This is a genomic window from Pseudomonas sp. UBA4617 (genome assembly GCF_002386445.1).
In the GTDB taxonomy this organism is placed as follows: domain Bacteria; phylum Pseudomonadota; class Gammaproteobacteria; order Pseudomonadales; family Pseudomonadaceae; genus Aquipseudomonas.
This window is the reverse complement of sequence record NZ_DGIR01000026.1, coordinates 51,523-74,690: the sequence shown is the minus strand read 5'-3', so window position 1 is coordinate 74,690 and position 23,168 is coordinate 51,523. Positions and strand designations below refer to the sequence as shown.

General features: G+C 64.0%; 21 protein-coding genes and 1 other RNA gene. 9 read left to right on the top strand and 13 right to left on the bottom strand.

Annotated elements, in window-relative coordinates:
* The first annotated feature begins 475 nt into the window (after window positions 1-475).
* Window positions 476-1,852, top strand: a complete 1,377-nt coding sequence (locus B4L76_RS11470) for a glutamine synthetase family protein (protein WP_084856533.1) — start codon at window positions 476-478, stop codon at window positions 1,850-1,852.
* Between the two features lie 52 nt (window positions 1,853-1,904).
* On the opposite strand, the gene argA is transcribed toward B4L76_RS11470, so the two are convergent.
* Together argA and argE are read right to left on the bottom strand one after the other, a co-directional pair.
* Window positions 1,905-3,203 carry an amino-acid N-acetyltransferase gene (gene argA, locus B4L76_RS11465; protein WP_296232563.1) on the bottom strand — a complete coding sequence of 433 codons (1,299 nt, stop codon included), beginning with the start codon at window positions 3,201-3,203 and terminating at the stop codon, window positions 1,905-1,907.
* A 124-nt stretch (window positions 3,204-3,327) separates the two neighbouring features.
* Window positions 3,328-4,470, bottom strand: a complete 1,143-nt coding sequence (argE, locus tag B4L76_RS11460; protein ID WP_296232562.1) for an acetylornithine deacetylase — start codon at window positions 4,468-4,470, stop codon at window positions 3,328-3,330.
* Window positions 4,471-4,584: 114 nt separating this feature from the next.
* Here argE and B4L76_RS11455 point away from each other — a divergent pair, with 114 nt between their 5' ends.
* On the top strand, window positions 4,585-5,952 hold the full coding sequence (locus B4L76_RS11455; protein ID WP_296232561.1) for an inorganic triphosphatase: 1,368 nt from the start codon (window positions 4,585-4,587) through the stop codon (window positions 5,950-5,952).
* A 40-nt stretch (window positions 5,953-5,992) separates the two neighbouring features.
* Here B4L76_RS11455 and B4L76_RS11450 read toward each other — a convergent pair whose 3' ends face one another.
* Complete coding sequence (locus B4L76_RS11450) at window positions 5,993-6,463, bottom strand: Lrp/AsnC family transcriptional regulator (RefSeq protein WP_043198918.1); 471 nt, start codon at window positions 6,461-6,463, stop codon at window positions 5,993-5,995.
* 126 nt (window positions 6,464-6,589) lie between these two features.
* On the opposite strand from B4L76_RS11450, the gene B4L76_RS11445 reads away from it, so the two are divergent.
* The 3 genes from B4L76_RS11445 to B4L76_RS11435 all read left to right on the top strand — a co-directional run bounded on the left by B4L76_RS11445 (window position 6,590) and on the right by B4L76_RS11435 (window position 9,127).
* Window positions 6,590-6,895 (top strand): hypothetical protein, encoded by a 306-nt coding sequence (locus tag B4L76_RS11445; protein WP_296232557.1) that lies wholly within the window; start codon window positions 6,590-6,592, stop codon window positions 6,893-6,895.
* A gap of 141 nt (window positions 6,896-7,036) precedes the next feature.
* Complete coding sequence (locus B4L76_RS11440) at window positions 7,037-8,722, top strand: GspE/PulE family protein (RefSeq protein ID WP_296232556.1); 1,686 nt, start codon at window positions 7,037-7,039, stop codon at window positions 8,720-8,722.
* A gap of 90 nt (window positions 8,723-8,812) precedes the next feature.
* Window positions 8,813-9,127: a DUF2388 domain-containing protein gene (locus tag B4L76_RS11435; RefSeq protein ID WP_296232554.1), complete on the top strand. Its 315-nt coding sequence runs from the start codon at window positions 8,813-8,815 to the stop codon at window positions 9,125-9,127.
* 119 nt (window positions 9,128-9,246) lie between these two features.
* Here B4L76_RS11435 and gcvP read toward each other — a convergent pair whose 3' ends face one another.
* The 10 genes from gcvP to B4L76_RS11385 all read right to left on the bottom strand — a co-directional run bounded on the left by gcvP (window position 9,247) and on the right by B4L76_RS11385 (window position 21,593).
* Window positions 9,247-12,120: an aminomethyl-transferring glycine dehydrogenase gene (gcvP, locus tag B4L76_RS11430; RefSeq protein WP_296232552.1), complete on the bottom strand. Its 2,874-nt coding sequence runs from the start codon at window positions 12,118-12,120 to the stop codon at window positions 9,247-9,249.
* Between the two features lie 123 nt (window positions 12,121-12,243).
* A complete protein-coding gene (gcvH, locus tag B4L76_RS11425; RefSeq protein WP_296232551.1) occupies window positions 12,244-12,627 on the bottom strand; it encodes a glycine cleavage system protein GcvH in 384 nt (127 codons plus the stop codon).
* Between the two features lie 51 nt (window positions 12,628-12,678).
* Window positions 12,679-13,761, bottom strand: a complete 1,083-nt coding sequence (gene gcvT / locus B4L76_RS11420) for a glycine cleavage system aminomethyltransferase GcvT (RefSeq protein ID WP_296232550.1) — start codon at window positions 13,759-13,761, stop codon at window positions 12,679-12,681.
* 125 nt (window positions 13,762-13,886) lie between these two features.
* Window positions 13,887-15,509 carry an ABC transporter permease gene (locus B4L76_RS11415; RefSeq protein WP_296232548.1) on the bottom strand — a complete coding sequence of 541 codons (1,623 nt, stop codon included), beginning with the start codon at window positions 15,507-15,509 and terminating at the stop codon, window positions 13,887-13,889.
* Window positions 15,510-15,670: 161 nt separating this feature from the next.
* Window positions 15,671-16,672, bottom strand: coding sequence for an extracellular solute-binding protein (locus B4L76_RS11410; protein ID WP_296232546.1), 1,002 nt, complete (start codon window positions 16,670-16,672; stop codon window positions 15,671-15,673).
* Between the two features lie 106 nt (window positions 16,673-16,778).
* On the bottom strand, window positions 16,779-17,996 hold the full coding sequence (locus B4L76_RS11405) for a 2-octaprenyl-3-methyl-6-methoxy-1,4-benzoquinol hydroxylase (RefSeq protein WP_296232545.1): 1,218 nt from the start codon (window positions 17,994-17,996) through the stop codon (window positions 16,779-16,781).
* A gap of 9 nt (window positions 17,997-18,005) precedes the next feature.
* The gene (locus tag B4L76_RS11400) at window positions 18,006-18,491 is read right to left on the bottom strand and encodes a DUF4442 domain-containing protein (protein WP_296232542.1); all 486 of its coding nucleotides are present in this window, start codon (window positions 18,489-18,491) and stop codon (window positions 18,006-18,008) included.
* On the bottom strand, window positions 18,488-19,687 hold the full coding sequence (gene ubiH, locus B4L76_RS11395; RefSeq protein WP_296232541.1) for a 2-octaprenyl-6-methoxyphenyl hydroxylase: 1,200 nt from the start codon (window positions 19,685-19,687) through the stop codon (window positions 18,488-18,490). Before ubiH ends, B4L76_RS11400 begins: the two co-directional genes overlap by 4 nt.
* On the bottom strand, window positions 19,684-21,018 hold the full coding sequence (gene pepP / locus B4L76_RS11390) for a Xaa-Pro aminopeptidase (protein WP_296232540.1): 1,335 nt from the start codon (window positions 21,016-21,018) through the stop codon (window positions 19,684-19,686). Before pepP ends, ubiH begins: the two co-directional genes overlap by 4 nt.
* A 20-nt stretch (window positions 21,019-21,038) precedes the next feature.
* A complete protein-coding gene (locus B4L76_RS11385) occupies window positions 21,039-21,593 on the bottom strand; it encodes a YecA family protein (RefSeq protein WP_225779697.1) in 555 nt (184 codons plus the stop codon).
* A 184-nt stretch (window positions 21,594-21,777) separates the two neighbouring features.
* Here B4L76_RS11385 and B4L76_RS11380 point away from each other — a divergent pair, with 184 nt between their 5' ends.
* From B4L76_RS11380 to B4L76_RS11365, 4 genes are all read left to right on the top strand, one after another.
* On the top strand, window positions 21,778-21,960 hold the full coding sequence (locus B4L76_RS11380) for a TIGR02449 family protein (RefSeq protein ID WP_170034340.1): 183 nt from the start codon (window positions 21,778-21,780) through the stop codon (window positions 21,958-21,960).
* Window positions 21,957-22,277, top strand: coding sequence for a cell division protein ZapA (locus B4L76_RS11375; protein ID WP_296232539.1), 321 nt, complete (start codon window positions 21,957-21,959; stop codon window positions 22,275-22,277). Before B4L76_RS11380 ends, B4L76_RS11375 begins: the two co-directional genes overlap by 4 nt.
* 17 nt (window positions 22,278-22,294) lie before the next feature.
* Window positions 22,295-22,474: non-coding RNA, 6S RNA (gene ssrS, locus B4L76_RS11370), on the top strand.
* Window positions 22,475-22,555: 81 nt separating this feature from the next.
* Complete coding sequence (locus tag B4L76_RS11365) at window positions 22,556-23,164, top strand: 5-formyltetrahydrofolate cyclo-ligase (protein WP_296232537.1); 609 nt, start codon at window positions 22,556-22,558, stop codon at window positions 23,162-23,164.
* The last annotated feature ends 4 nt before the right edge of the window (window positions 23,165-23,168 follow it).

Here is a 23,168-nt window from a genome sequence, read left to right as displayed (position 1 = left end):
ACAAGTGCATCGGTAATGAGTTCGAAGGGCAGGAAGACGAAACGAAGGGCGGCAAGCCGCTGCGAGGGCGAGTCCGGAGCTGCCAAACGTCAATTATTGCGGCCATGGCGGCCACGCCATTGACGAAGCTTGCAAAATTGACGGAGGTACCCGATGGCACTGCGCAGGCAGCGCTTTCAGGTCGCGGCAAGCGGACCATGTGACCCTCGTATTATTGTGTTCTGGGTTGAGACCGAGCTTAGCCTTGTTCATTTTTTTACACAACACTTCCGTAAAAAATAAAACACGGCTTGTCGGAGATAGCCCTTCATGAGGGAAATAGCGGATAATGGCTTGCCCCGATATGCAGCAAATCTGCCGTCGATGAGCCATTTCAGGGCATCATGGGGTTGGCTTGACATCAGTTTGGGTTTTCGATTGACTGGTCCTGCAAGCCCCCCTTGATTGATATTTTTAACAAAAAAGGTGTTGCATCATGTCGGTACCCCCGCGTGCCGTTCAGCTTAACGAAGCGAACGCGTTCCTTAAGGAACATCCTGAGGTTCTCTACGTTGACCTTCTGATTGCAGATATGAATGGTGTGGTGCGTGGCAAGCGCATCGAGCGCACCAGCCTCCACAAGGTTTACGAGAAGGGCATCAACCTGCCTGCCTCCCTCTTCGCCCTGGACATCAACGGTTCCACCGTCGAAAGCACAGGGCTTGGCCTGGACATCGGCGATGCCGACCGCATCTGCTACCCGATCCCTGGCACCCTCTCCAACGAACCCTGGCAGAAGCGCCCGACCGCCCAGCTGCTGATGACCATGCACGAGCTCGAAGGCGAACCGTTCTTCGCCGACCCGCGTGAAGTACTGCGCCAGGTCGTGAGCAAGTTCACCGAGATGGGCCTGACCATCTGTGCCGCGTTCGAGCTGGAGTTCTACCTGATCGACCAGGAGAACGTGAACGGCCGCCCGCAGCCGCCGCGCTCGCCAATTTCCGGCAAACGCCCCCAGTCGACCCAGGTCTACCTGATCGACGACCTCGACGAATATGCCGACTGCCTGCAGGACATCCTCGAAGGCGCGAAGGAACAAGGCATCCCGGCCGACGCCATCGTCAAGGAAAGCGCCCCGGCGCAGTTCGAAGTCAACCTGCACCACGTGGCCGACCCACTCAAGGCCTGCGACTATGCCGTACTGCTGAAGCGGTTGATCAAGAACATCGCCTACGACCATGAAATGGACACCACCTTCATGGCCAAGCCCTACCCGGGCCAGGCAGGCAACGGCTTGCATGTACACATTTCCGTGCTGGACAAAGATGGCAACAACATCTTCACCAGCGAGGATCCCGAGCAGAACGCCGCGCTACGTCACGCTGTCGGCGGTGTGCTCGAGACCCTGCCCGCGTCCATGGCGTTCCTGTGCCCGAACGTCAACTCGTACCGGCGCTTCGGTGCGCAGTTCTATGTACCGAACGCGCCAAGCTGGGGCCTGGACAACCGCACCGTGGCCCTGCGCGTGCCGACCGGCTCGCCGGACGCCGTGCGTATCGAGCACCGCGTGGCCGGTGCCGACGCCAACCCTTACCTGATGATGGCTGCCGTGCTGGCTGGTGTGCACCATGGCCTGACCAATCAGATCGAGCCAGGTGAGCCGATCGAAGGCAACTCGTACGAGCAGCTGGAGCAGAGCCTGCCGAACAACCTGCGCGACGCCCTGCGCGAGCTGGACGACAGCGAAATCCTCAACAAGTACATCGATCCGAAGTACATCGACATCTTCGTCGCGTGCAAGGAGAGCGAGCTGGAGGAATTCGAGCATTCGATTTCCGACCTCGAGTACAACTGGTACCTGCATACCGTGTAAACGAAAACGCCGCCCATCAGGGCGGCGTTTTTTTTGGATCGAAGTCGCCGGCTTACAGCGGTTTCTCGAAGATCTTCGAATTGCGCTGGTAGTTGTACAGCGACGCCCGCGCCGCCGGCAGCCGTTCCACGCCACTCGGCGCAAACCCGCGCTCGCGGAACCAGTGCGCAGTGCGCGTAGTCAGCACGAACAGGGTCTTTAGCCCTGCCTGCCGCGCCCGGCCCTCGATTCGCGCCAGCAGCTCATCGCCGCGCCCGCCATGGCGGTACTCCGGGTTCACCGCCAGGCACGCCAGCTCACCGGCGTCAGAATCGGCAATCGGGTACAACGCCGCGCAAGCGATGATCATGCCTTCGCGCTCAACCACGCTGAACTGTTCGATCTCCCGCTCCAGCACCTCGCGCGAACGGCGTACCAGAATGCCCTGCTCTTCCAGCGGGCTGATCAGTTCCAGCAGACCGCCGACATCATCGATGCTCGCCTCACGCACCACTTCGAACTGCTCCTGCGAAACCAGCGTACCGCCACCGCCACGGGTAAACAGCTCGGTCAGCAGGGCACCGTCCTCGGCATAGCTGACGATATGACTGCGCGCCACCCCGCCTTTGCAGGCTTCTGCGGCAGCATCCAGCAGTTCGGCCTGGTAATCATTGCCCAGGCGCTGCAGATGCGGGGCAACCTGCTGGGGGCGCAACTCGCGCACCAGCTTGCCGTCCTCGTCCAGCAGGCCTGGCTCGGCGCCGAACAGCAGCAGCTTGTCGGCACCCAGCTCGATCGCGGCTCGGGTGGCCACGTCCTCGCAGGCCAGGTTGAAGATCTCCCCCGTGGGCGAATAGCCCAACGGCGACAGCAGTACGATGGAACGCTCATCGAGCAGGCGGCTGATGCCCTTGCGGTCGACCCGGCGTACTTCGCCGGTGTGGTGGTAGTCCACCCCTTCCAGCACGCCGATCGGCCGCGCCGTGACCAGGTTGCCGGACGCCACGCGCAGGCGCGAACCCTGCATCGGCGACGCGGCGATATCCATCGACAGGCGCGCCTCGATGGCCAGGCGCAGGGCGCCCACGGCATCGATCACGCAATCCAGGGTAGCAGCATCGGTGATGCGCAGGCCGCGGTGGTAGTGCGGGGTCAGGCCGCGATCAGCCAGGCGGCTTTCGATCTGCGGGCGCGAGCCATGCACCAGCACCAGGCGCACGCCCAGGCTGTGCAGCAACACCAGGTCGTGGACGATGTTGCCGAAATTAGGGTGTTCCACCCCATCGCCAGGAAGCATGACCACGAAGGTGCAGTCGCGATGGGCATTGATATACGGGGAGGCATGACGCAGCCAGTTGACGTAGTCGGGCATGACAGGGCCTGTGGATAAGTGGACGGAGAACGGCGATACAGGGGGCGTTCAGGATCATCGTCGGAACAGGCTTGCGGTCACGCGCGGTCTCCTCTAGGCAGGAACGTATAAACTCGGTTGACGTTTAGTTCAGGCAGTAATGCCGGATCAGGTCACGCAATAGACGCACGGTAGGCTCGATTCGTGACATTTCAAGGTATTCGCCGGGCTGGTGGGCACAGGCAATGTCGCCAGGCCCCAGCACGATGGTCTGGCAGCCCAGCTGCTGAAGATAAGGTGCTTCGGTGCCGAACGCCACCGCTTCGGCACGATGGCCGGTGAGGCGCTCCGCCACTTGCACCAGTTCGGCGTCGGCAGCCTGCTCGAAAGGCGGCACCTCCGGGAACAGCGGCGCATAGTCGATGCGCACCTCGAAGCGCTCTGCCACGGGCGCCAGCTTGTCACGGATGGCCGCGCGCAGTTGCTCCACGTCCATGCCCGGCAACGGACGCAGGTCGAATTCCAGGGCGCACTGGCCGCAGATGCGGTTGGGGTTGTCACCGCCATGGATGCAGCCGAAGTTCAGGGTCGGGGTCGGCACCGTGAATTGCGGGTTGCAGTAGCGTTGCTGCCATTGCTGGCGCAGGCCCAGCAACTCGCCCATCACGGCGTGCATGGCCTCCATGGCGCTGCGGCCCAGGCATGGGTCCGAAGAATGGCCGCTGCGCCCCAGGATGTCGATGCGGTCCATCAGGATGCCTTTGTGCATGCGGATCGGCCGCAGCCCGGTGGGCTCACCGATCACCGCCGCCCGGCCGAGCGGCTGGCCGGCTTCGGCCAGGGCGCGGGCCCCGGACATCGAGCTTTCTTCATCACAGGTAGCGAGGATCAGCAGCGGCTGCTTGAAGTCGTGCTCCAGCAGCGGGATGAGCGCTTCGATGACCAGGGCAAAGAACCCCTTCATGTCGCAGCTGCCCAGACCGACCCAGCGGCCATCGACTTCGGTCATCCGCAGCGGGTCGCTGGCCCATAGCTGATCGTCGTACGGTACGGTGTCGCTGTGCCCCGCCAGCACCAGGCCGCCTGGGCCGCTGCCCCGGCTGGCCAGCAGGTTGAACTTGCCGGGGCTGACCTGGCGGATGTCGCAGTTGAAGCCAAGGTCGTCCAGCCAGCCGGCCAGCAGGTCGATGACCTGGCGGTTGGACTGGTCCAGTGCAGGCTGGGTGCAACTGACCGAGGGCGCGGCGATCAAGGCGGCGAACTGGTCTTTCAACGTTGGCAACGGCATGCCCGTACTCCTTGGAAACGTGACCCATCATAGGACTATCCGCTGTCTGGAATAAACCGTTGGCGGCCGACTGCTGTAGACTCTCCGCCAACCACGCCCCCTTTCGAGCCTGTGATGCACAAAGAAACCGAACTCAAGCTCCGCGCCAGCCGCGAGACCCTTGCCGCCCTGCGCGAGCACCCTCTGCTGAAAAAGCGCAACAAGTCCGGCTGGCAGACCCGCGAACTGCTCAACCAGTACTTCGACACCCCTGAGCGCGAGCTTTCCGCCGCCCGTGTCGCCCTGCGCCTGCGCCGCGACGGCGAGGCCATCATCCAGACCCTCAAGTGCCGCGGCCAAAGCGTCGCCGGCCTGTCCGAGCGCAATGAGTACGAATGGCAGCTGGACAAGGTCAAGCTCGACCTGAAAAAGCTCGACGCCACCTGCTGGCCCGCGCAACTGGCCAACCTCGACAAGAAAACCATCAAACCGCTGTTCACTACCGACTTCAGCCGTGAATACGCCGAAATCGCCTGGGGCCGTGGCAAGGGCAAGGTGGTGATCGAGGCGGCGCTTGACCAAGGCTTCGTGATCGCCGGCAAGCGCAAGGAAGAGATCTGCGAGCTGGAGCTGGAACTGCGCGAAGGTGAACCGCAGGCCCTGCTGGAACTGGCTGCCGAACTGGCCGCCAGCCTGCCGCTGATGCCCTGCGATATCAGCAAGGCCGAGCGTGGCTACCGCCTGCTGGAGCCGGACAGCTACGAGCTGGGCCTGCCACACGCCGAGCTGGAAGCCGAAACCGCCGTGGACGATGCCTATGCCGCACTGGCCTGGCAACTGCTGGGCAGCAGCCAGCGCCTGGCCGAGCAGTACCGCCACAACGGTCACTGGCGCCTGCTGCAGGACTGGGTCGAGTGCCTGAGCGAACTGCGTGCCCTGACCGCCAGCCTGGGCCAGGCCGCCCCGCGCGCTACCACCCGCGACCTGCGCAGCAGCCTCGATGCCCTGCTGGAAGACTGGCGCCCGCTGGTGCAGGCCGGTAACGATGACGAAGATATCCGCCGCGCGGCACCCGAGCAGTTCGCCGAGGAGCTGGAAGACGTGCGCTGGGGCCTGTTCTCGCTGGAAACCTCGCGCTGGCTGCTGGCCCGTGCCTGGACCGTTGAACGCAAAGGCCGTGGCGAACGCCAGGGCAAGGCGCAACTGGCCAGCTGGCTGGCACACCTGCTGGGTGAAGAGGGCCGTGCGTTGAAGCTGCCGCTGTACACCCAGCGCCCGGAAGACCTGGCCGAGCAATTGCCACGTATCGAGCAGCTGCTGGCTTGGCTGCACCATGCCCGCCAGGTGCTGGAGGCGCCACAGATGGACCGCCTGTATGGCGACCTGAAGAAACTGCACGAGCTGGCCGAGCAGCCGATCAGCGATGAGGTGCTGGAAGCCCGTGTCGACCAGGCCCGGGTAGTCGATCAGAGCCGCGGCTGGAAGCACTTGCTCAAGGCTTGAAAGCGTGTCGCCTTCTTCGCGGGCTTGCCCGCGAATGGCCTCACCGCGACAGGGGCAGGCTGGTGGTGGACTTGATCTCCGACAGTGCCACGATCGAGTTCACCTCTTGGATACCCGGCACGTTCGACAGTTTTTCGAAGAAGAACCGCTCGTAAGCCTCGATATCCGACGTGACGATCCGCAGCAGAAAGTCCACCGAGCCCATCAGCACATAACACTCCAGCACTTCCGGAAACCCGCGGATCGCCTCGGTGAACTCGGTAAAATTTGAGCGCCCGTGAGCATTCAGCTTCACTTCGGCGAAGATCTGCGTATTCAGGCCGACCTTCTTGCGATCCAGCAACGTCACCTGCCCGCGGATCACCCCCTCCTCCTTCAAACGCTGGATGCGTCGCCAGCACGGCGATTGCGACAGCCCCACGCGTTCGGCGATCTGCGCGCTGGAAAGCGAAGCGTCCTCCTGCAAGAGTTCGAGAATACGGCGGTCGTAGGCGTCCAGCTCGCTGTGCATTGACTATTCTCCAAAACGTCAAAATATGAATATTTCTATTCGAAAATACCTCTAAAACTACGAATCATAGCGAAAAAATACCCCTGCCAACGTGCAAGAATTTCTCCCACATCTGCGGAGACCAGCATGAACGCACAACCCCGTACCGACGCCTGGGCCGCCACCAACGCCCATAGCACCGTGCACTACCGCCTGCAGGCCGAAGCCGAGCCTGACAGCCTGTGCCGGGTCCTGAATCTGTTTGCCTTGCAGTTCCTCACACCGCACAGCGTGCAGGTCAGCCAACAGGATGACTGGCTGGATATCGAAGTCGGCATCGGCGGGCTGAGCTGGCACCGGGCCGAGGTGATCGCGCAGAAGCTGCGCAATCTGGTGTGTGTGAGCGAGGTGAGCCTGTCCAACCTGCAGCGAGTGGAGCTGGCAGTGGTTTGAACGGTTCGCTGTATTGGTTTACTTGCGAAGGGGTATCACAGCGACGGCAAACAGCAAGATTCAGAAACCCTTCACTCCAGTCACTTTCCAGCGCCCGGCTAGGCTTGATCAGCACTTCCCCATCAAGCACGGACGCTCCCAATGCACACTCCCGACAATCCGGCCCTCGACCTCAGGCGGGTGCTCCAGGCCCTGCTCGCCGACCGGCACCTGCACGCTAACGACACCCTGCCAGTACTTGAACACGCCAACACCCACCCCGGCACCCACCCACTGGAGCAGATAGCCGCCTGCGCCCTGGAGGACCGCCTGCACCCCGGCCAGCCCCTGGACCTGGATCGTCTTTGCCGATGGCTGGCCCACAGGGTTGGCCAGCCCTACCTGCGCATCGACCCGATGCAACTTGACCTGACCCAGATCAGCGGCCTGATCTCCCCTGCCTTCGCCCAGCGCCATGGCATTCTCATCGTCGCCGCAGACGACACCGGTGTCACAGTCGCCAGCGCCCAGCCCTACCAGGATGACTGGCAGGCAGACCTGGCGCGCAGCCTGGGCCGGCCGATACGTCGCGTGCTGGCCAGCCCGTTGCAGATTCGTCAGGCAGGGCAGTTATTCCACCGTCTGGCTCAGTCGGTCAAAGGTGCGCAAAACCAGCAGTCGGCCAGCCTCGGTGAACTCGAACAGCTACTGGAGCTGGGCAAGCGCCAGGCCGAGGCCAGCGCCGACGACGCCCATATCGTGCATATCGTCGACTGGCTGCTGCAGTACGCCATCGAACAGCGCGCCAGCGATATCCACCTGGAGCCCCGCCGCGAGCAGGGCCAGCTGCGCTACCGCATCGATGGTTTGCTGCACTGCGTGTATGCCTTCCCCGCCGGGGTCACCCTGGCGCTGGTCAGCCGCCTGAAACATCTGGCGCGTATGGACGTCGCGGAAAAACGCCGGCCACAGGATGGCCGCCTGCAAAGCAGCCTGCCGGGTGGCGCCGAGGTAGAACTGAGGCTGTCGACCTTGCCCACCCCGTTCGGCGAGAAACTGGTGTTGCGCCTGTTCGACCCGCACCAACTGCAGGAAGGTTTCGATCGCCTTGGCCTGGAAGGACCGCAACTGGCCCAGTGGCAGGGCCTGCTGCGACAGCGCCAGGGCATCATCCTGGTTACCGGGCCGACCGGCTCCGGCAAGACCAGCACGCTATATGCCAGCCTCAAACTGCTGGCCACACCAAAAGTCAACCTGTGCACCATCGAGGACCCAATCGAGCGCCTGGAACCTGCATTCAACCAGCTGCAGGTGCAGCCCGCGCTGGACCTGGGCTTTGCCAACGGTGTACGGGCACTGCTGCGTCAGGACCCGGATATCATCATGATCGGCGAGATCCGCGACCGCGAGACGGCCCTGGTGGCGGTCCAGGCGGCACTGACCGGTCATCTGGTGCTGTCCACCCTGCATACCAACGATGCCTGTAGTGCAATCACCCGCCTGCAAGAGTTGGGCGTGGCCGACTACCTGATCAAGGCGACGCTGGTCGGCGTGATGGCCCAGCGCCTGGTGCGTACCTTGTGCGCGGATTGTCGCGGCGCGCTGACTGCACCCGGCGGCCAACCATGCCGTACCTGTCGAGGCACCGGGTTTCACGGCCGTACCGGGTTGTTCGAGCTGCTGGTGCCCAGCGACAGCCTGCGTGCCCTGATAGGCCCAGGCAGCGATCTGGCCAGCCTGCGTCACCAGGCAAAAGCCGATGGCCTGCTCGACTTGCGCACTTGCGGGGCCGCCAAGGTGGCCTGCGGGCAGACCCGAGAGGAGGAAGTGCTACGGGCCTGTTCATGAGAAAAAACGCCTTGTATTCAAGGAACTTACCTCTTTACCGCCAATCCAACCGCGCATCGTCAACACCCCACCCCTTCGAGGTTTTCCAACATGCGTCTCAAAACCGCCATCGCCGCCGCTGCCTTGCTTTTGCTGCCTATAGGTTCGGCCATGGCCGATACCTTCTGGCGTAACGTGATGACCACCGGTGCCACCACAGCATCGAGCTATCTGACCTCGGGGGACCACAAGCTGGTGATGGCGGCGCAGGATGACGCCGGCAGCTTCGTGGCCAGCGAAGGCGCGATCCGTGGGCCATTCCTGGAGGCGGCAATTCGTCAGGCCCGCACAGAGAACCAAGGCCTGCAGGCCACCGACATGGAACTGGCCAATGCCATTCTGGCCAAGAACGCGGTAGCCGAGTAACCGCGTCGCCTGCTTCGCGGGGGATCCCGCTCCCACAGGTACTGCACAGTATTCAATACTTGTACAAGTCCTGTGGGAGCGGGTTTACCCGCGAAGAGGCCGGCACGGGCAAACCACAATCAGCGATAAGCCTCCACCGGCACACAAGCACAGAACAGATTCCTGTCCCCATAAACGTTGTCGACCCGGTTCACCGCCGGCCAGTACTTGTGCTGGCGTACGTGGCCACTGGGTGCCACCGCCTGCTCCAGGCTATAAGGCCGGTCCCACGCCCCGAGCACGTCAGCCAGCGTATGCGGCGCATGCTTGAGCGGATTGTTTTGCGCCGGCCAGTTACCCTCCTGCACTTCGCCGATTTCTGCGCGAATCGCCAGCATCGCCTCGACGAACCGGTCCAGTTCGGCCTTCGACTCACTCTCGGTGGGCTCGACCATCAGCGTACCCGGCACCGGGAAGGACATGGTCGGCGCATGAAAGCCGTAATCCATCAGGCGCTTGGCCACGTCCTCTTCACTGATGCCGGTCAGCGTTTTCAACGGCCGCAAGTCAAGGATGCACTCATGCGCCACACGCTGGTTGCGACCACGGTAGAGCACCGGAAAGGCGCCGCTCAACTGGCTGGCCAGGTAGTTGGCCGAAAGGATCGCCACTTCGCTGGCATCAGCCAGCTGCGGGCCCATCATGGCGATGTACATCCAGCTGATCGGCAGGATGCTCGCGCTACCCCAGGGGGCGGCGCTTACCGCACCGTTGTTCGGGTCCAGGCCGGGCACCGGTACCACCGGGTGGCTGGCGACAAACGGCTTGAGATGCTCGCGGATGCCGATCGGGCCCATGCCGGGGCCACCACCGCCGTGGGGGATGCAGAAGGTCTTGTGCAAGTTCATGTGGGAAACGTCGGCGCCAATATCCGCTGGGCGTGCCAAGCCCACCTGGGCGTTGAGGTTGGCACCGTCCATGTACACCTGGCCGCCGTGCTGATGCACCACTTCACAGATTTCGCGAATGCCCTCTTCGTATACACCGTGGGTCGACGGGTAGGTGATCATCAGGCACGACAGGCGGTCTGCGGCGGCATGCGCCTTGGCCTTGAGGTCGGCCAGGTCAACGTTGCCATGGTAATCGCAATCAACGATCACCACCTCCATGCCGGCCATCTGCGCCGAGGCCGGATTGGTGCCGTGGGCTGACGCCGGGATCAGGCACAAGGTGCGTTGCGGCTGGTGACGGCTGCGGTGGTAGCGGGTTATGGCCATCAGGCCGGCATATTCACCCTGGGCACCGGAATTGGGCTGCATGCAGATGGCATCGAAGCCGGTAATGGCGCACAGCCAACTTTCCAGTTCGTCGATCATCGCCTTGTAACCGGTGGCCTGGGCGGCCGGGACAAACGGGTGCAACTGGGCAAAGCCCGGCCAGGTGATAGGGATCATCTCGCTGGTAGCGTTGAGTTTCATGGTGCAGGAGCCCAGCGGGATCATCGACTGGTTCAGCGCCAGGTCCTTGTTCTCCAGCTGCTTGAGGTAGCGCAACATCTCGGTTTCGCTGTGGTGCAGGTTGAATACCGGGTGGGCAAGGAATGGCGTGCGCCGCACCAGACTCGCTGGAATCCCTTCGGGCAGGGCGAGTTGGTCGAGAGCGGCAATGTCCAGGCCGTGATCCACCCCCAGGAAGATGTCTAACAGGCGCAGTACCGTCTGCTCCGAGCAGGTCTCGTCGAGGCTCACACCGAGACGCCCACGGCCGAGAATACGCAAGTTGATCTGCGCAGCTTCGGCGCTTTCGATGATGGCCGCCTGGGCGCCGCCTACCTCCACAGTAAGCGTGTCGAAGAAATGCTGGTTAAGCCGCGGGATCCCCTTGGCTTCGAGGCCGGCTGCCAGGATGAAGGTCAGCCGATGCACGCGCTGGGCGATGCGTCGCAGGCCTTCAGGGCCATGGTAAACCGCGTAGAAGCCGGCAATGTTGGCCAGCAGCACCTGCGCAGTGCAGATGTTGGAGTTGGCCTTCTCGCGGCGGATATGTTGCTCGCGGGTTTGCAAGGCCATGCGCAGGGCGGTGTTGCCACGCGCATCGCGTGACACGCCGATGATGCGCCCCGGCATCGCCCGCTTGTAGTCGTCGCGACAGGCGAAATAGGCCGCGTGGGGGCCGCCGTAACCCATTGGCACGCCAAAGCGCTGGGTCGAGCCCAGTACCACGTCGGCACCCTGTTCCCCCGGCGGCGCCAGCACCACCAGGCTGAGCAGGTCCGCTGCCACGCAGGCCAGTGCATGCTGGCTGTGCAACTGGTCGATCAACGGACGCAGGTCGCGTACTTCGCCATGAGTGTCGGGGTACTGAAGCAAAGCACCGAATACCGCGTGTTTTCCAAGGTTATCCACAGAGTCGACGATCAGCTCGAAGCCGAACCCCTCCGCCCGTGTCTTCAGCACCGAAAGGGTCTGCGGGTGGCAATGCTCGTCGGCAAAGAATGCATTGCTCTGGTTTCGCGCCACCCGCTTGGCCAACGCCATGGCTTCGGCGGCGGCAGTCGCCTCGTCGAGCAGCGAGGCATTGGCCAGGGCCAGCCCGGTAAGGTCGATGACCATCTGCTGGAAGTTCAGCAACGCCTCCAGCCGGCCTTGGGCGATTTCGGGTTGATAGGGGGTATAGGCAGTGTACCAGCCGGGGTTTTCCAGCACGTTGCGCAGGATGACCGTGGGCGTGATGGTACCGTGGTAACCCATGCCGATCAGGCTGGTCCAGACCTGGTTCTGTTCGGCGTAGCCGGCGAGTTTGGCCAAGGCGGCCTGCTCGTCCAGCGCAGCGGGCAAGTCGAGCGGGCGATCGAAACGGATGTCCGGCGGTACGGTCTGCTCAATCAGCTCACTGCGGCTGGCAACGCCAAGCGCGTTGAGCATGGCCTGCTGATCGGCAGCATCGGGGCCCAGATGGCGATGCAGGAAAGGATTGGGCTCTTGCAGTTGATGCAGGGATGGCGACTGGGACATGACGACGCTCTCTTCCTAGGCCAGCTCTCATGGAGACTTACAAGTCTAGGAAGGGATTGCCGATTGTGCGGGGAAACTTGATCTCAACGTCGGGGCTGCTTCGCAGCCCCAAGAATCCCTCGATTACTCGCCAATCGTTGCCTTGTAGCCTGCAGCATCCAGCAGCTTGTCCAGCTCGGCCAGGTCGCTTGGCTTCAGCTTGAAGATCCACGCCCCGTAAGGGTTCTCATTGAGCAGTTCCGGGCTGTCGGCCAGCTCATCGTTGACCGCGATCACTTCGCCAGCCACCGGGGCGTAGATGTCCGAGGCGGCCTTCACCGATTCGACCACACCGGCAGCGTCGCCAGCGCCGAACACCTTGCCGACCTCGGCCAGTTCGACGAATACCACGTCACCCAGGGCTTGCTGGGCGTGGTCGCTGATACCCACGGTCACGGTGCCGTCGGTTTCCAGGCGGGCCCACTCATGGCTTTCGGCAAAACGCAGGTCGCTAGGGATATCGCTCATGTCTTGAATTCCTCGATTGGCTCAGCGGTACGCCCGCCGGTTATAAATGGTTCAGATCAGGATCTTGCCGTGGCGCACGAAGGTCGGTTTGACCACCCGCACCGGGTACCACTTACCGCGAATTTCCACCTCGGCCCGGTCGCCGGTGGCCATGGGTACGCGTGCAAGGGCAATGGACTTGCTCAGCGTAGGCGAGAAACTACCACTGGTGATCTCCCCTTCGCCAATCCCCGCCACCCGGACCACCTGGTGGGCGCGCAATACGCCGCGCTCCTCCAGTACCAGGCCGACCAGTTTTTCCTGCACACCTTGTTCGATTTCCGCCAGCAGGGCGGCGCGGCCGATGAAGTTGCGCTCGGCTGGCTGCCAGGCAATGCTCCAGCCCAGATTGGAGGTAAGCGGTGTGTGCGTTTCGTCGATGTCCTGGCCGTACAGGTTCATGCCGGCTTCCAGGCGCAGGGTGTCGCGGGCGCCAAGGCCACTTGGGGCAATACCGGCGCCGACCAGGTCGTTGAAGAAGGCCACGGCCTGCTCGCCAGGAAGAATGATCTCCAGGCCGTCTTCACCGGTATAACCGGTGCGGGCAATGAACCAGTCGCCTTCGGCAATGCCCTCGAACGGGCGCAGTTCGCGAATCAGCGCGGCGCGCGCGGGGCTGAGCAAGGCGGCCACCTTCTCGCGCGCATGCGGCCCCTGGATGGCGAGGATGGCCAGGTCAGGGCGGACCCGAAAATCCACGGCAAAACCGGTACGCTGTATTGCCAGCCAATCGAGTACCCTGGCCCGGGTGGCGGCGTTGGTGACCAGACGGTAGCCGGTTTCGGTGCGGTAGACGATCAGGTCGTCGATGACAGTGCCCTGCTCCTGCAGCAGCGGGCTGTACAGCGCCTTGCCGATATCGTCGAGGCGGGCTACATCGTTGGCCAGCAGGCGCTGCAACCAGGCAGTAGCGTCACTGCCGTCGACATCGATCACGGTCATGTGGGAAACATCGAATACCCCGCAATCGCTGCGCACCTGATGGTGCTCCTCGACCTGCGAGCCATAGTGCAGGGGCATGTCCCAGCCACCGAAATCGACCGTCTTGGCGCCCAGCGCCAGGTGCAGGTCATACAAAAGCGTGCGCTGTCCCATGGGTTTCTCCTTCCGGGCGTGGCGAAGCGGCGGCGGTCGATGACGTTAGGTCGTCAGCTCTTCTTGTGTAGGACCCGCCGCGCGAGTGCCGCGCATTGTAGCCGCAAGGGCGCGGGCTGACACCCTTAGCGACTGTGACCGGGTCGACGGGCCGAACGGCGGATCAGGCCGATGACCGGCAGCAGTCCCACCAGCACCAGGGTCAGCGCCGGCAGCGATGCACGCGCCCACTCACCCTCGCTGGTCATCTCGAACACCCGCACGGCCAGGGTGTCCCAGCCGAACGGGCGCATCAGCAGGGTCGCCGGCATTTCCTTGAGTACATCGACGAATACCAGCAAGGCGGCGCTGAGGGCACCCGGTACCAGCAGCGGCAGATACACCTTGAAAAACAATCCCACGCCTCCGACACCCAGGCTGCGCGACGCCTCGGGCAGTGACGGACGGATACGCTCCAGGCTGCTTTCCAGCGGCCCGTAGGCCACCGCGATGAAGCGCACCAGATACGCCAGCAGCAAAGCGGCAAGACTGCCCAGCAACAGCGGCTTGCCGGCCCCACCCAGCCAGCTGGACAGCGGGATGACCAGCTGGTTGTCGAGGTAGCTGAAGGCCAGCATGATCGACACCGCCAGCACCGACCCGGGCAAGGCGTAGCCCAGGTTGGCCAGCCCGACTCCAGCGCGAATAGTCCCCGTCGGCGCCTGGCGCCTTGCGAAGGCCAGCAGCAGCGCCACGCTCACCGTAACCAGTGCCGCCATGCCGCCCAGGTACAGGGTATGCAGGACCAGGCCGACATAGCGCTCGTCCAGGTCCTGTCGACCACGCTGCCAGAACCAGGTCAGCAGTTGCAGCAGCGGGATGATGAAAGCGCAGGCAAACACCAGCAGGCACCAGCCACTGGCCAGCAACGCCTTGACCCCGCGCAGGTGGTACAGCGCCTGGCCGCGCGGCCGCTCATTGCCGCTGCGGCTGGCGCCCCGTGCCCGGCGTTCGCCGTACAGCACCAGCATCACCGCCAGCAGCAGCAGGCTGGCCAGCTGGGCTGCGCTGGACAGGCTGAAGAAGCCGTACCAGGTCTTGTAGATGGCGGTGGTGAAGGTGTCGAAGTTGAACACCGCCACGGCACCGAAATCCGCCAGGGTTTCCATCAGCGCCAGGGCGATCCCGGCACCGATAGCCGGCCGCGCCATGGGCAGCGCCACGCGCCAGAAGGCTTGCAAGGGCGACAGACCGAGCACCCGGGCCGCCTCCATGAGGCCCTTGCCCTGGGCCAGGAAGGCAGTGCGCGCCAGCAGGTAGACATAGGGGTAGAACACCAGCACCAGCACGATGATCACCCCACCGGTGGAGCGCACCCGCGGCAGGCGCATGGGCCCGAACACCTCGCGCAAGGCACTTTGCACCGGGCCGGCGAAGTCCAGCAGGCCGACGAAGACGAACGCCAGCACGTAGGCAGGAATCGCGAACGGGAGCATCAGCGCCCAATCGAGCCAGCGCCGACCGGGGAACTCGCAGAGGCTGGTCAGCCAGGCCAGGCTGACGCCCAGCAGGGTGACGCCAATGCCAACACCCGCCACCAGCGTCAAAGTATTGCCCAAAAGGCGGCTCATCTGGGTGTCGAGCAGATGCGACCAGATCTGCAGGTCGATCGACTGCCACGACAGCAGCAGCACGCTCAGGGGCAGGAGCACCAGGGCGGCGGTCAGGACGACCGGGAGGTACCAGCGGCGTTGCGGGGTGTGGGGCAAGGCTGAATTCTCGAGTGCGATGGCGACCGCTGTGCGGTCGTTCGCGGCTAGGACCCGCTCCAACAGGGAACGCACAATGCCTGAATCCTGTGCAGTTCCTGCGGGAGCGTAACTAGCCGCGAGGAGGCCCTTGCAGGCCCCTGAAGGATAAAGCCTGGCGCTTAGTTCCAGCCAGCCCGGTCCATCAAGCGAATCGCTTCAGCCTGGCGCTTGCCGGCGATTTCCACCGGAATGCTGTCGGCCTTGAAACTCCCCCACGCTGCCACTTCGTCCGATGGCTTGACCTTCGGGTTGGCCGGGAACTCCTGGTTGATGTCGGCAAACAGCTTTTGCGCCTCTTCACCGGTCATCCATTCCACCAGCTTCTTCGCCGCCTCCGGGTGTGGCGCATGCCTGGTCAGGCCGATGCCGGAGAGGTTCACGTGCACGCCACGGTCCCCTTGGTTGGGCCAGAAGATCTTCACCGGCAGTTCCGGGTTCTGCTTGTGCAGCCGACCGTAGTAATAGGTGTTTACCACGCCCACATCGCACTGGCCGGCCTCGATGGCCTGGATGACTGCGTTGTCATCGGAGAACACGTCGGTGGACAGGTTGTTGACCCAGCCTTTGACGATCTGCTCGGTCTTCGCCTCGCCGTGGGTCTCGATCAGGGTGGCAGTCAGCGACTGGTTGTACACCTTCTTCGCCGTACGCAGGCACAGGCGGCCTTCCCACTGCTTGTCGGCCAACGCTTCATAGGTGCTCAACTCCTCCGGCTTGACCCGCTCGGTGGAATAGATGATGGTGCGCGCGCGCAGGCTCAGGCCGGTCCAGTCATGCGACGACGCGCGGTACTGCGGCGGGATGTTCTGGTCGATGGTCTCGGACTTGATCGGCTGCAGGATGCCCATCTGCTCGGCCTGCCACAGGTTGCCGGCATCGACGGTCAGCAGCAGGTCGGCCACGCCGTTGTCACCCTCGGCTTTGATGCGTTGCATCAGCGGGGCTTCCTTGTCGGTGATGAACTTGATCTTCACCCCGGTCTTGGCGGTATAGGCATCGAACACCGGCTTGATCAGCTCGTCGATACGCGAGGAGTACACCACCACTTCTTCCGCCGCCTGGGCAGTGCCGCCCAACAATGTCAGGGCCAGGGCGGCCAGTAGGGGCTTGCGTGGCAACATGGAAAGCGCTCCTCGGATCGTGTGAGAGGCGCAAATGGTAGTGAATCCCATTTTCCGGCTCATCTACCTAGCCGTTACTGGATGTTGCAAAGCGGCCCCGACAATCTCAAGCCTTGGCCAATTCCGGCAGATCACCACTCAAGCCCAACGCCTGGCGCACGAACAGCGCCTTGGCCTCCGGCATCTGTTGCACCAGCTTCAGGCCAGTGTTACGCAACCAGCGCAACGGCAGCGGATTGGCCTGGAACAACCGCTCGAACCCTTCCATCGCTGCCATCAGCGCCAGGTTGTGCGGCATGCGTCGGCGCTCGTAACGGCTGAGCACCTTCACATCCGCCAGCCGCTCGCCACGCTCGCAGGCACTGATCAGCACCTCGGCCAGCACGGCAGCATCGAGAAAGCCCAGGTTGACACCCTGCCCAGCCAACGGGTGAATGGTATGCGCAGCATCGCCGATCAAGGCCAGGCCTTCATCCACATAGCGCTTGGCATGGCGCTGGCGCAGTGGCACGCACACCCGCGGGTCGGCCTGCAGCACATCCCCCAGGCGCCCCTCGAACGCCTGCTGCAGGGCCTTCACGAAGGCCACTTCATCCAATGCCATCAACTGCTCGGCATGCTCCGGCGTAGTCGACCAGACGATCGAGCACCAGTCCTGCTGGCCATCGCGGGTCAACGGCAGGAACGCCAACGGCCCTTCATCGGTGAACCGCTGCCAGGCCGTGGCCTGGTGCCCGGCGCTGCAGCGCACGCTGGTGACGATGGCCTGGTGCAGGTAATCCCACTCGCGGGTTTCGCAGCCAGCCAGGCGCCGTACTGCCGAGTTGGCGCCGTCGGCCGCAATCACCAGCGGCGCGCGCAGCCGGCGGCCATCGGCCAGGCTCAGCAGCCATTCATCGCCCGAGCGGCGCAGCTGTTCAAGCCGCGCGTTGGGCAGCAGACCGATGTCGCTGTCATGCAGGCGCTCCAGCAGGCCATCCTGCACCACCCGATTCTCGACGATATGGCCAAGTACCTGGGCATGCACGCTGGCGGCCGAGAAGTGAATCTGGCCGGTACCGCTGCCATCCCATACATGCATGTCCGAGTACGGCGTGGCACGCCGCCGGGCAATGCCATCCCAGGCACCCAGGCGCTCGAGGATGCGCTGGCTGGCCGCCGACAGCGCGCTGACACGCGGTTCGAACGGGGCCTGGGCATCGAACGGCTTGACCGCCAGCGGGCCACCGTCGAGCAAGAGGACTTGCAGGCCGCTGTGGCGTAACGCCAGAGCCAGGGCGCTGCCGACCATACCGGCACCGACAATCAACAAATCTGCGCGCATTTCCATGCCTTACGCCAGCCTCGCTTGCGGCTTGAGCCGCACATATAGGGTTTTATCGACCCGCGCCACCAGCTCGCCGGCGCCGTCGCGAATATCGACCTGCAGCCGCGGCAGGCACTTCTTGCCGGTGGCGGTCTGCTGACGGATCTCGTCCAGCAACGCGTCATCGACGTGGAGCTCGGCATACACCGGGCCTTTGCCCGGTGAAATGAAATCGATGCTGGCGGCCTTGTCCCAGACGATGTAGTCGCGTCCCAGCTGCTCGATCAGCAACAACATGTAGAACGGGTCGACCATGCCGTACAGGCTGCCGCCGCACTGGGTACCGACGTAGTTGCGGTTCCAGCGGGTCAGCTTCATCGCTACCTTGACGCTACGCAGGTCTGCGCTGATGTGCTGCACGCGGATACCGGCACCGAGGTGCGGCGGGAACAGGTTCAGGCGCCAGCGCAACAGGCGCGCGCGGCGCGCCAGCCGGCGCGCATCACCGGTCATGGCTGCCCCCGCGAATCGGGGCGGGTACCCAGGCCCATGGCCTGGCGGGCAAACCAGCTTTTCGCCGGCGGCAGCAGGTCGAGCCCGAGCAGCCCGAAGTTTCGTCCGGCAGCCAGCAACGGCTGGCTGCTGCCAAACAGGCGGGTAACCTGATCGGAGAAACCGATGGTCAGGGCCTGGTCCAGGCGCTGGCGCTGCTGATAAGCCAGCAAGGTGGTCAGGTCGCCAGGCCGCTGCGGGCCGGCCAGCAGTGCCTCGGCCAGCGCCTGCACGTCACGCAGCGACAGGTTGAAGCCCTGCCCGGCGATGGGGTGCAGGCTGTGCGCGGCGTTGCCCAGCACCACCAGATGCGGCCGCACCTGCTCCTCGGACTCGATCAGCGACAGCGGATAGAGGTGCCGCGCGCCGACCTGGCGCAGCGCGCCCAGGCGGTAGCCGAACACTGCCTGCAACTCGCGCAGGAAATGGCGCTCGTCGATATCGGCCAGGCGCCGCGCATCCATGCCCTGGCGGGTCCAGACCAGGGCGCAACGGTTTTCCGGCATCGGCAGCAAGGCCATGGGGCCGTCTTCGGTGAAACGCTCGAAGGCCTGGCCGCCGTGGGCCTCGCCGGGGGTGATATTGGCGATCAACGCGCTTTGTTGATATGGCGTGTGGCGCACATGGATGCCCAGCTGTTCACGCAGGCCGGAGCGACCGCCGTCGGCGAGCACCGCCAGGTCGCATTCCAGCGTGGTGTCGTCGTTCAGCATCAACCGGTAGCCACCTTCGATTGCCTGCATCGAGGTCACTTCCGCCGGGCAGCGCCAGCTCACCACTTCGCTGTCCAGCCCTTGCCACAGGCATTGGCCCAGCCAGGCGTTCTCCACCACGTAGCCCAGCGCCGGCACGCCTTCTTCCTGGGCATCCAGGCGAGTAGCGCCGAAGCGGCCACGGTCGGAAACATGGATCTGCCGGATTGGCTCGGCGCGGCGCTCGATCACCTGCCACAAGCCCAACTGCTGGTAGATCTGCCGGGTGCCGAACGACAGCGCCGACGAGCGCGCATCGTAGCTGGGCTGAAAACTGTCGCCGGGGGCGAACGGCTCGATCAGCAGGATATTCCAGCCGCGCGCCTTGGCCCCGGCCTGCAGGGCCAGCGCCAGGCTTGCCCCGACCAGGCCGCCACCGATGATCGCCAGGTTCATCCGGTTCATGCGACGTCCTTGCGCGCAGCCTGCATCAGCGCCTCGATCTCGGCGACCGTGCGCGGCACACCCGAAGTCAGGATTTCACAGCCTTGCCTGGTCACTACCACATCGTCCTCGATTCTTACACCGATGCCGCGCCACTTCTTCGCCACGGCCTGATTGTCGGCACCGATGTAGATGCCCGGCTCGACGGTCAGCGCCATGCCGGGTTCAAGCACCCGCCATTCGCCGCCGACCTTGTACTCGCCCACGTCGTGCACATCCATGCCCAGCCAGTGCCCGGCGCGGTGCATGTAGAAGGCGCGGTAAGCCTCACTGTCGATCAGCTCCTGCACTTTGCCTTCGAGCAGGCCCAGTTCCACCAGGCCCTCGGTGATGACCCGCACGGTCGCCTCGTGGGCGTGGTTCCAGTGCTTGCCCGGGGCGATCTCGGCAAACGCCGCGGCCTGGGCCTTGAGCACCAGCTCGTAGATGGCCTTCTGCTCGGGCGAAAAACGCCCGCTGACCGGGAAGGTACGGGTGATGTCGCTGGCGTAGCAGTCGATCTCGCAGCCGGCGTCGATCAGCACCAGGTCGCCATCCTTGAGCGGGGCGTCGTTCTGCTGATAATGCAGGATGCAGGCATTGCGCCCGGCCGCGACGATCGAGCCGTAGGCCGGCATCTTCGCCCCGCCCTTGCGGAACTCGTAATCCAGTTCGGCTTCCAGGCTGTATTCATGCAGCCCGGCTCGACAGGCCTGCATGGCCCGCACGTGGGCGCGTGCCGAGATGTCTGCGGCAGCGCGCATCACCTTCACTTCCGCCGCTGATTTATACAGACGCATGTCGTGCAGCAGATGATCCAGCGCAACGAACTCGTTCGGCGGCTGGGCGCCCAGGCGTGCCTTGGAGCGGATCACGTTGATCCAGTCCATCAGCCGGCGGTCGAATTCAGGGTTGCTGCCCATGGCGCTGTAGACCCGCTCACGGCCTTCGATCAGGCCCGGCAGGATCTCGTCGATGTCGGTGATGGGGAAAGCGTCGTCGGCGCCGAAGTCGCGCACCGCGCCCTCCTGGCCGGCGCGCAGGCCATCCCACAGTTCGCGTTCGGGGTTGCGTTCACGGCAGAACAGCACGTATTCGCCATGCTCGCGCCCCGGAATCAGCGCAATCACCGCCTCCGGCTCGGGGAAGCCGCTGAGGTACTGGAAGTCGCTGTCCTGGCGGTACAAGTGCTCGACGTCGCGGTTACGGATGGCAACCGCGGCGGCGGGCAGGATGGCGATGCTGTTGGGGACCATCTGCGCCATCAGCGCCTTGCGCCGACGGGCATATTCGGCCTTGGGAATGTGGCTCATGGGCAGACTACCCCGGTTGATCAGTGCAACGATGGCTTGGGCGCGGGAGCGGCCGGCTTGGCCAGCTCGGAGAACAGCAGCAACGGCGCCACACGCAGGTACTCCATGACCTCCATGTAGTCGCTCTCGCCGTCTTCGGACTCTTCGAGGGCTTCCTGGACCTGGGAGATGGCCACCAGGTCCTGCAGCACTTCCTTGGCCTCGCTGGACAGGTCCTTGCCACCGGCATTCAGACCGAACCCGGTAATGAAACCCTGGCACCACTGGCCCAGCGCGGTGGCGCGGTCGCCCAGGGCGGCGTCGTCGGAAGGCAGCAGCAGGACGATCGCCATGTCGTCGCTGGTCAGCTCGCCCTTGACCATTTCCTGCAGGCCGACCAGCGCGTTGCGCACAGTGTCGCCAGGCTCGGTTTCCAGCAGCTGGGCGGCATCGGCCAGCCAGCCTTCGGCGTCGAAGCCGGCACCGGCGCAACTGCGGCCGATCAGCAGGCCGTGCAGTTCGGCCGGGGTGACAGGATGGCCATTGCTGGACAGCAGCATGGCGAAGGCAACGTAAGGCGATTGGGTATTGGGCATGGGCAGCTAGGCGCCAGACGGCGCAATGACTAGAATGGAGACCTTGTATCCTAGCACCGGCAGGCGCGCCAAGACCATCGGCACTGGCCGTCGCCACCCGGGCAGAGGCATCACATCGCCACGGTGACTCAACGACGGAGCGAATCGAGTGCAACCCACGCAAGAGAACGACCTGCAGGCACTGATGAGCCGATTCGAGTTGCTGATCCAACGCGTCGAGCAACTAAAACGGCAAAATGCACTCCTAGTAGCTCAGGAAAAATCCTGGCGCGAAGAGCGCGCCCACCTCATCGAAAAGAACGAGATCGCCAGGCGCAAGGTCGAGTCGATGATTTTACGCCTCAAGGCTCTGGAGCAAGACTCATGAGTTCAAGCAATAGCGTCACCGTGCAGATCCTCGACAAGGAATACTCGATCATCTGCCCGCCGGAAGAGCGCAACAACCTGGTCAGCGCGGCGCGCTACCTGGACGGCAAGATGCGCGAGATCCGCAGCAGCGGCAAGGTGATCGGCGCCGACCGCATCGCGGTCATGGCTGCGTTGAACATCACCCACGAAATGCTGCACCGCCAGGACGAGCGCAACGATGCGCCGGCTGGCGGCACCACCCGCGAACAGGTGCGCGACCTGCTGGAGCGGGTCGACCAGGCGCTGTCCGACGATGCGGATACCAAAATCGGCTGAGGTTGGTATACTGGCGCCACTCCCTGGGGGATGCGCCAGTCGGTTATGTCCCTGAGCCGATACGCACAACCACGGGGGTTGCACGCTGGGGCCGGTGTGCATGTCCGCCCGACGGAAAGCCTTAACGCCCCCTGCAATCTCCACCTTGAACTTTCGGGTTCAAGGGCTACACCGATAGCGGTCTTGTCGGGGAGCCTGAATTCTCTTGCCCGCCTCTACCGGCGGGCAATTCGTTTTGGCCGGCCATGCCGGCCAACGCACTTGGGACCGCTCGTGCCATGACCGACACCGCGCCGCTCACCCGCCCGCAGCTTCGTCGCCTGCTGCGCAATGCCCGCCGCGCCCTGACCCCGGCCCAGCAACGCCAGGCCGCTGTCGGCCTGTATCGTCAGCTGGCGCAACACCCGCTGTTCCGCCGGGCCCGGCACATTGCCCTGTACCTGCCCAATGACGGCGAGATCGACCCTGCCCTGCTGCTGCGCGAGGCCCTGCGCCGTGGCAAGCGTGTCTACCTGCCGGTACTCCACGCCTGGCCACGCACACGGATGGTATTCCAGCGCTTCGAACAGGGTGAAAAACTCCTGCCCAACCGCTTTCGCATTCCCGAGCCTGTCACCGAGCGCAAGCGCCAACGCCCGATCTGGGCGCTGGACCTGATTCTGCTACCGCTGGTCGGTTTCGATGAAGTGGGCGGGCGCCTGGGAATGGGCGGCGGCTTCTATGATCGCAGCCTGGCCTACCAGGCGCGTCGCCAGACCTGGAAAAAGCCATTGCTGCTAGGGCTGGCGCATGAATGCCAGAAGGTCGAGCGACTGGCCCAGGCCAGCTGGGATGTTCCACTGCAGGGCACCGTCTCGGACCGTGGCTGGTACCTGGCACCACGCTGAAGGG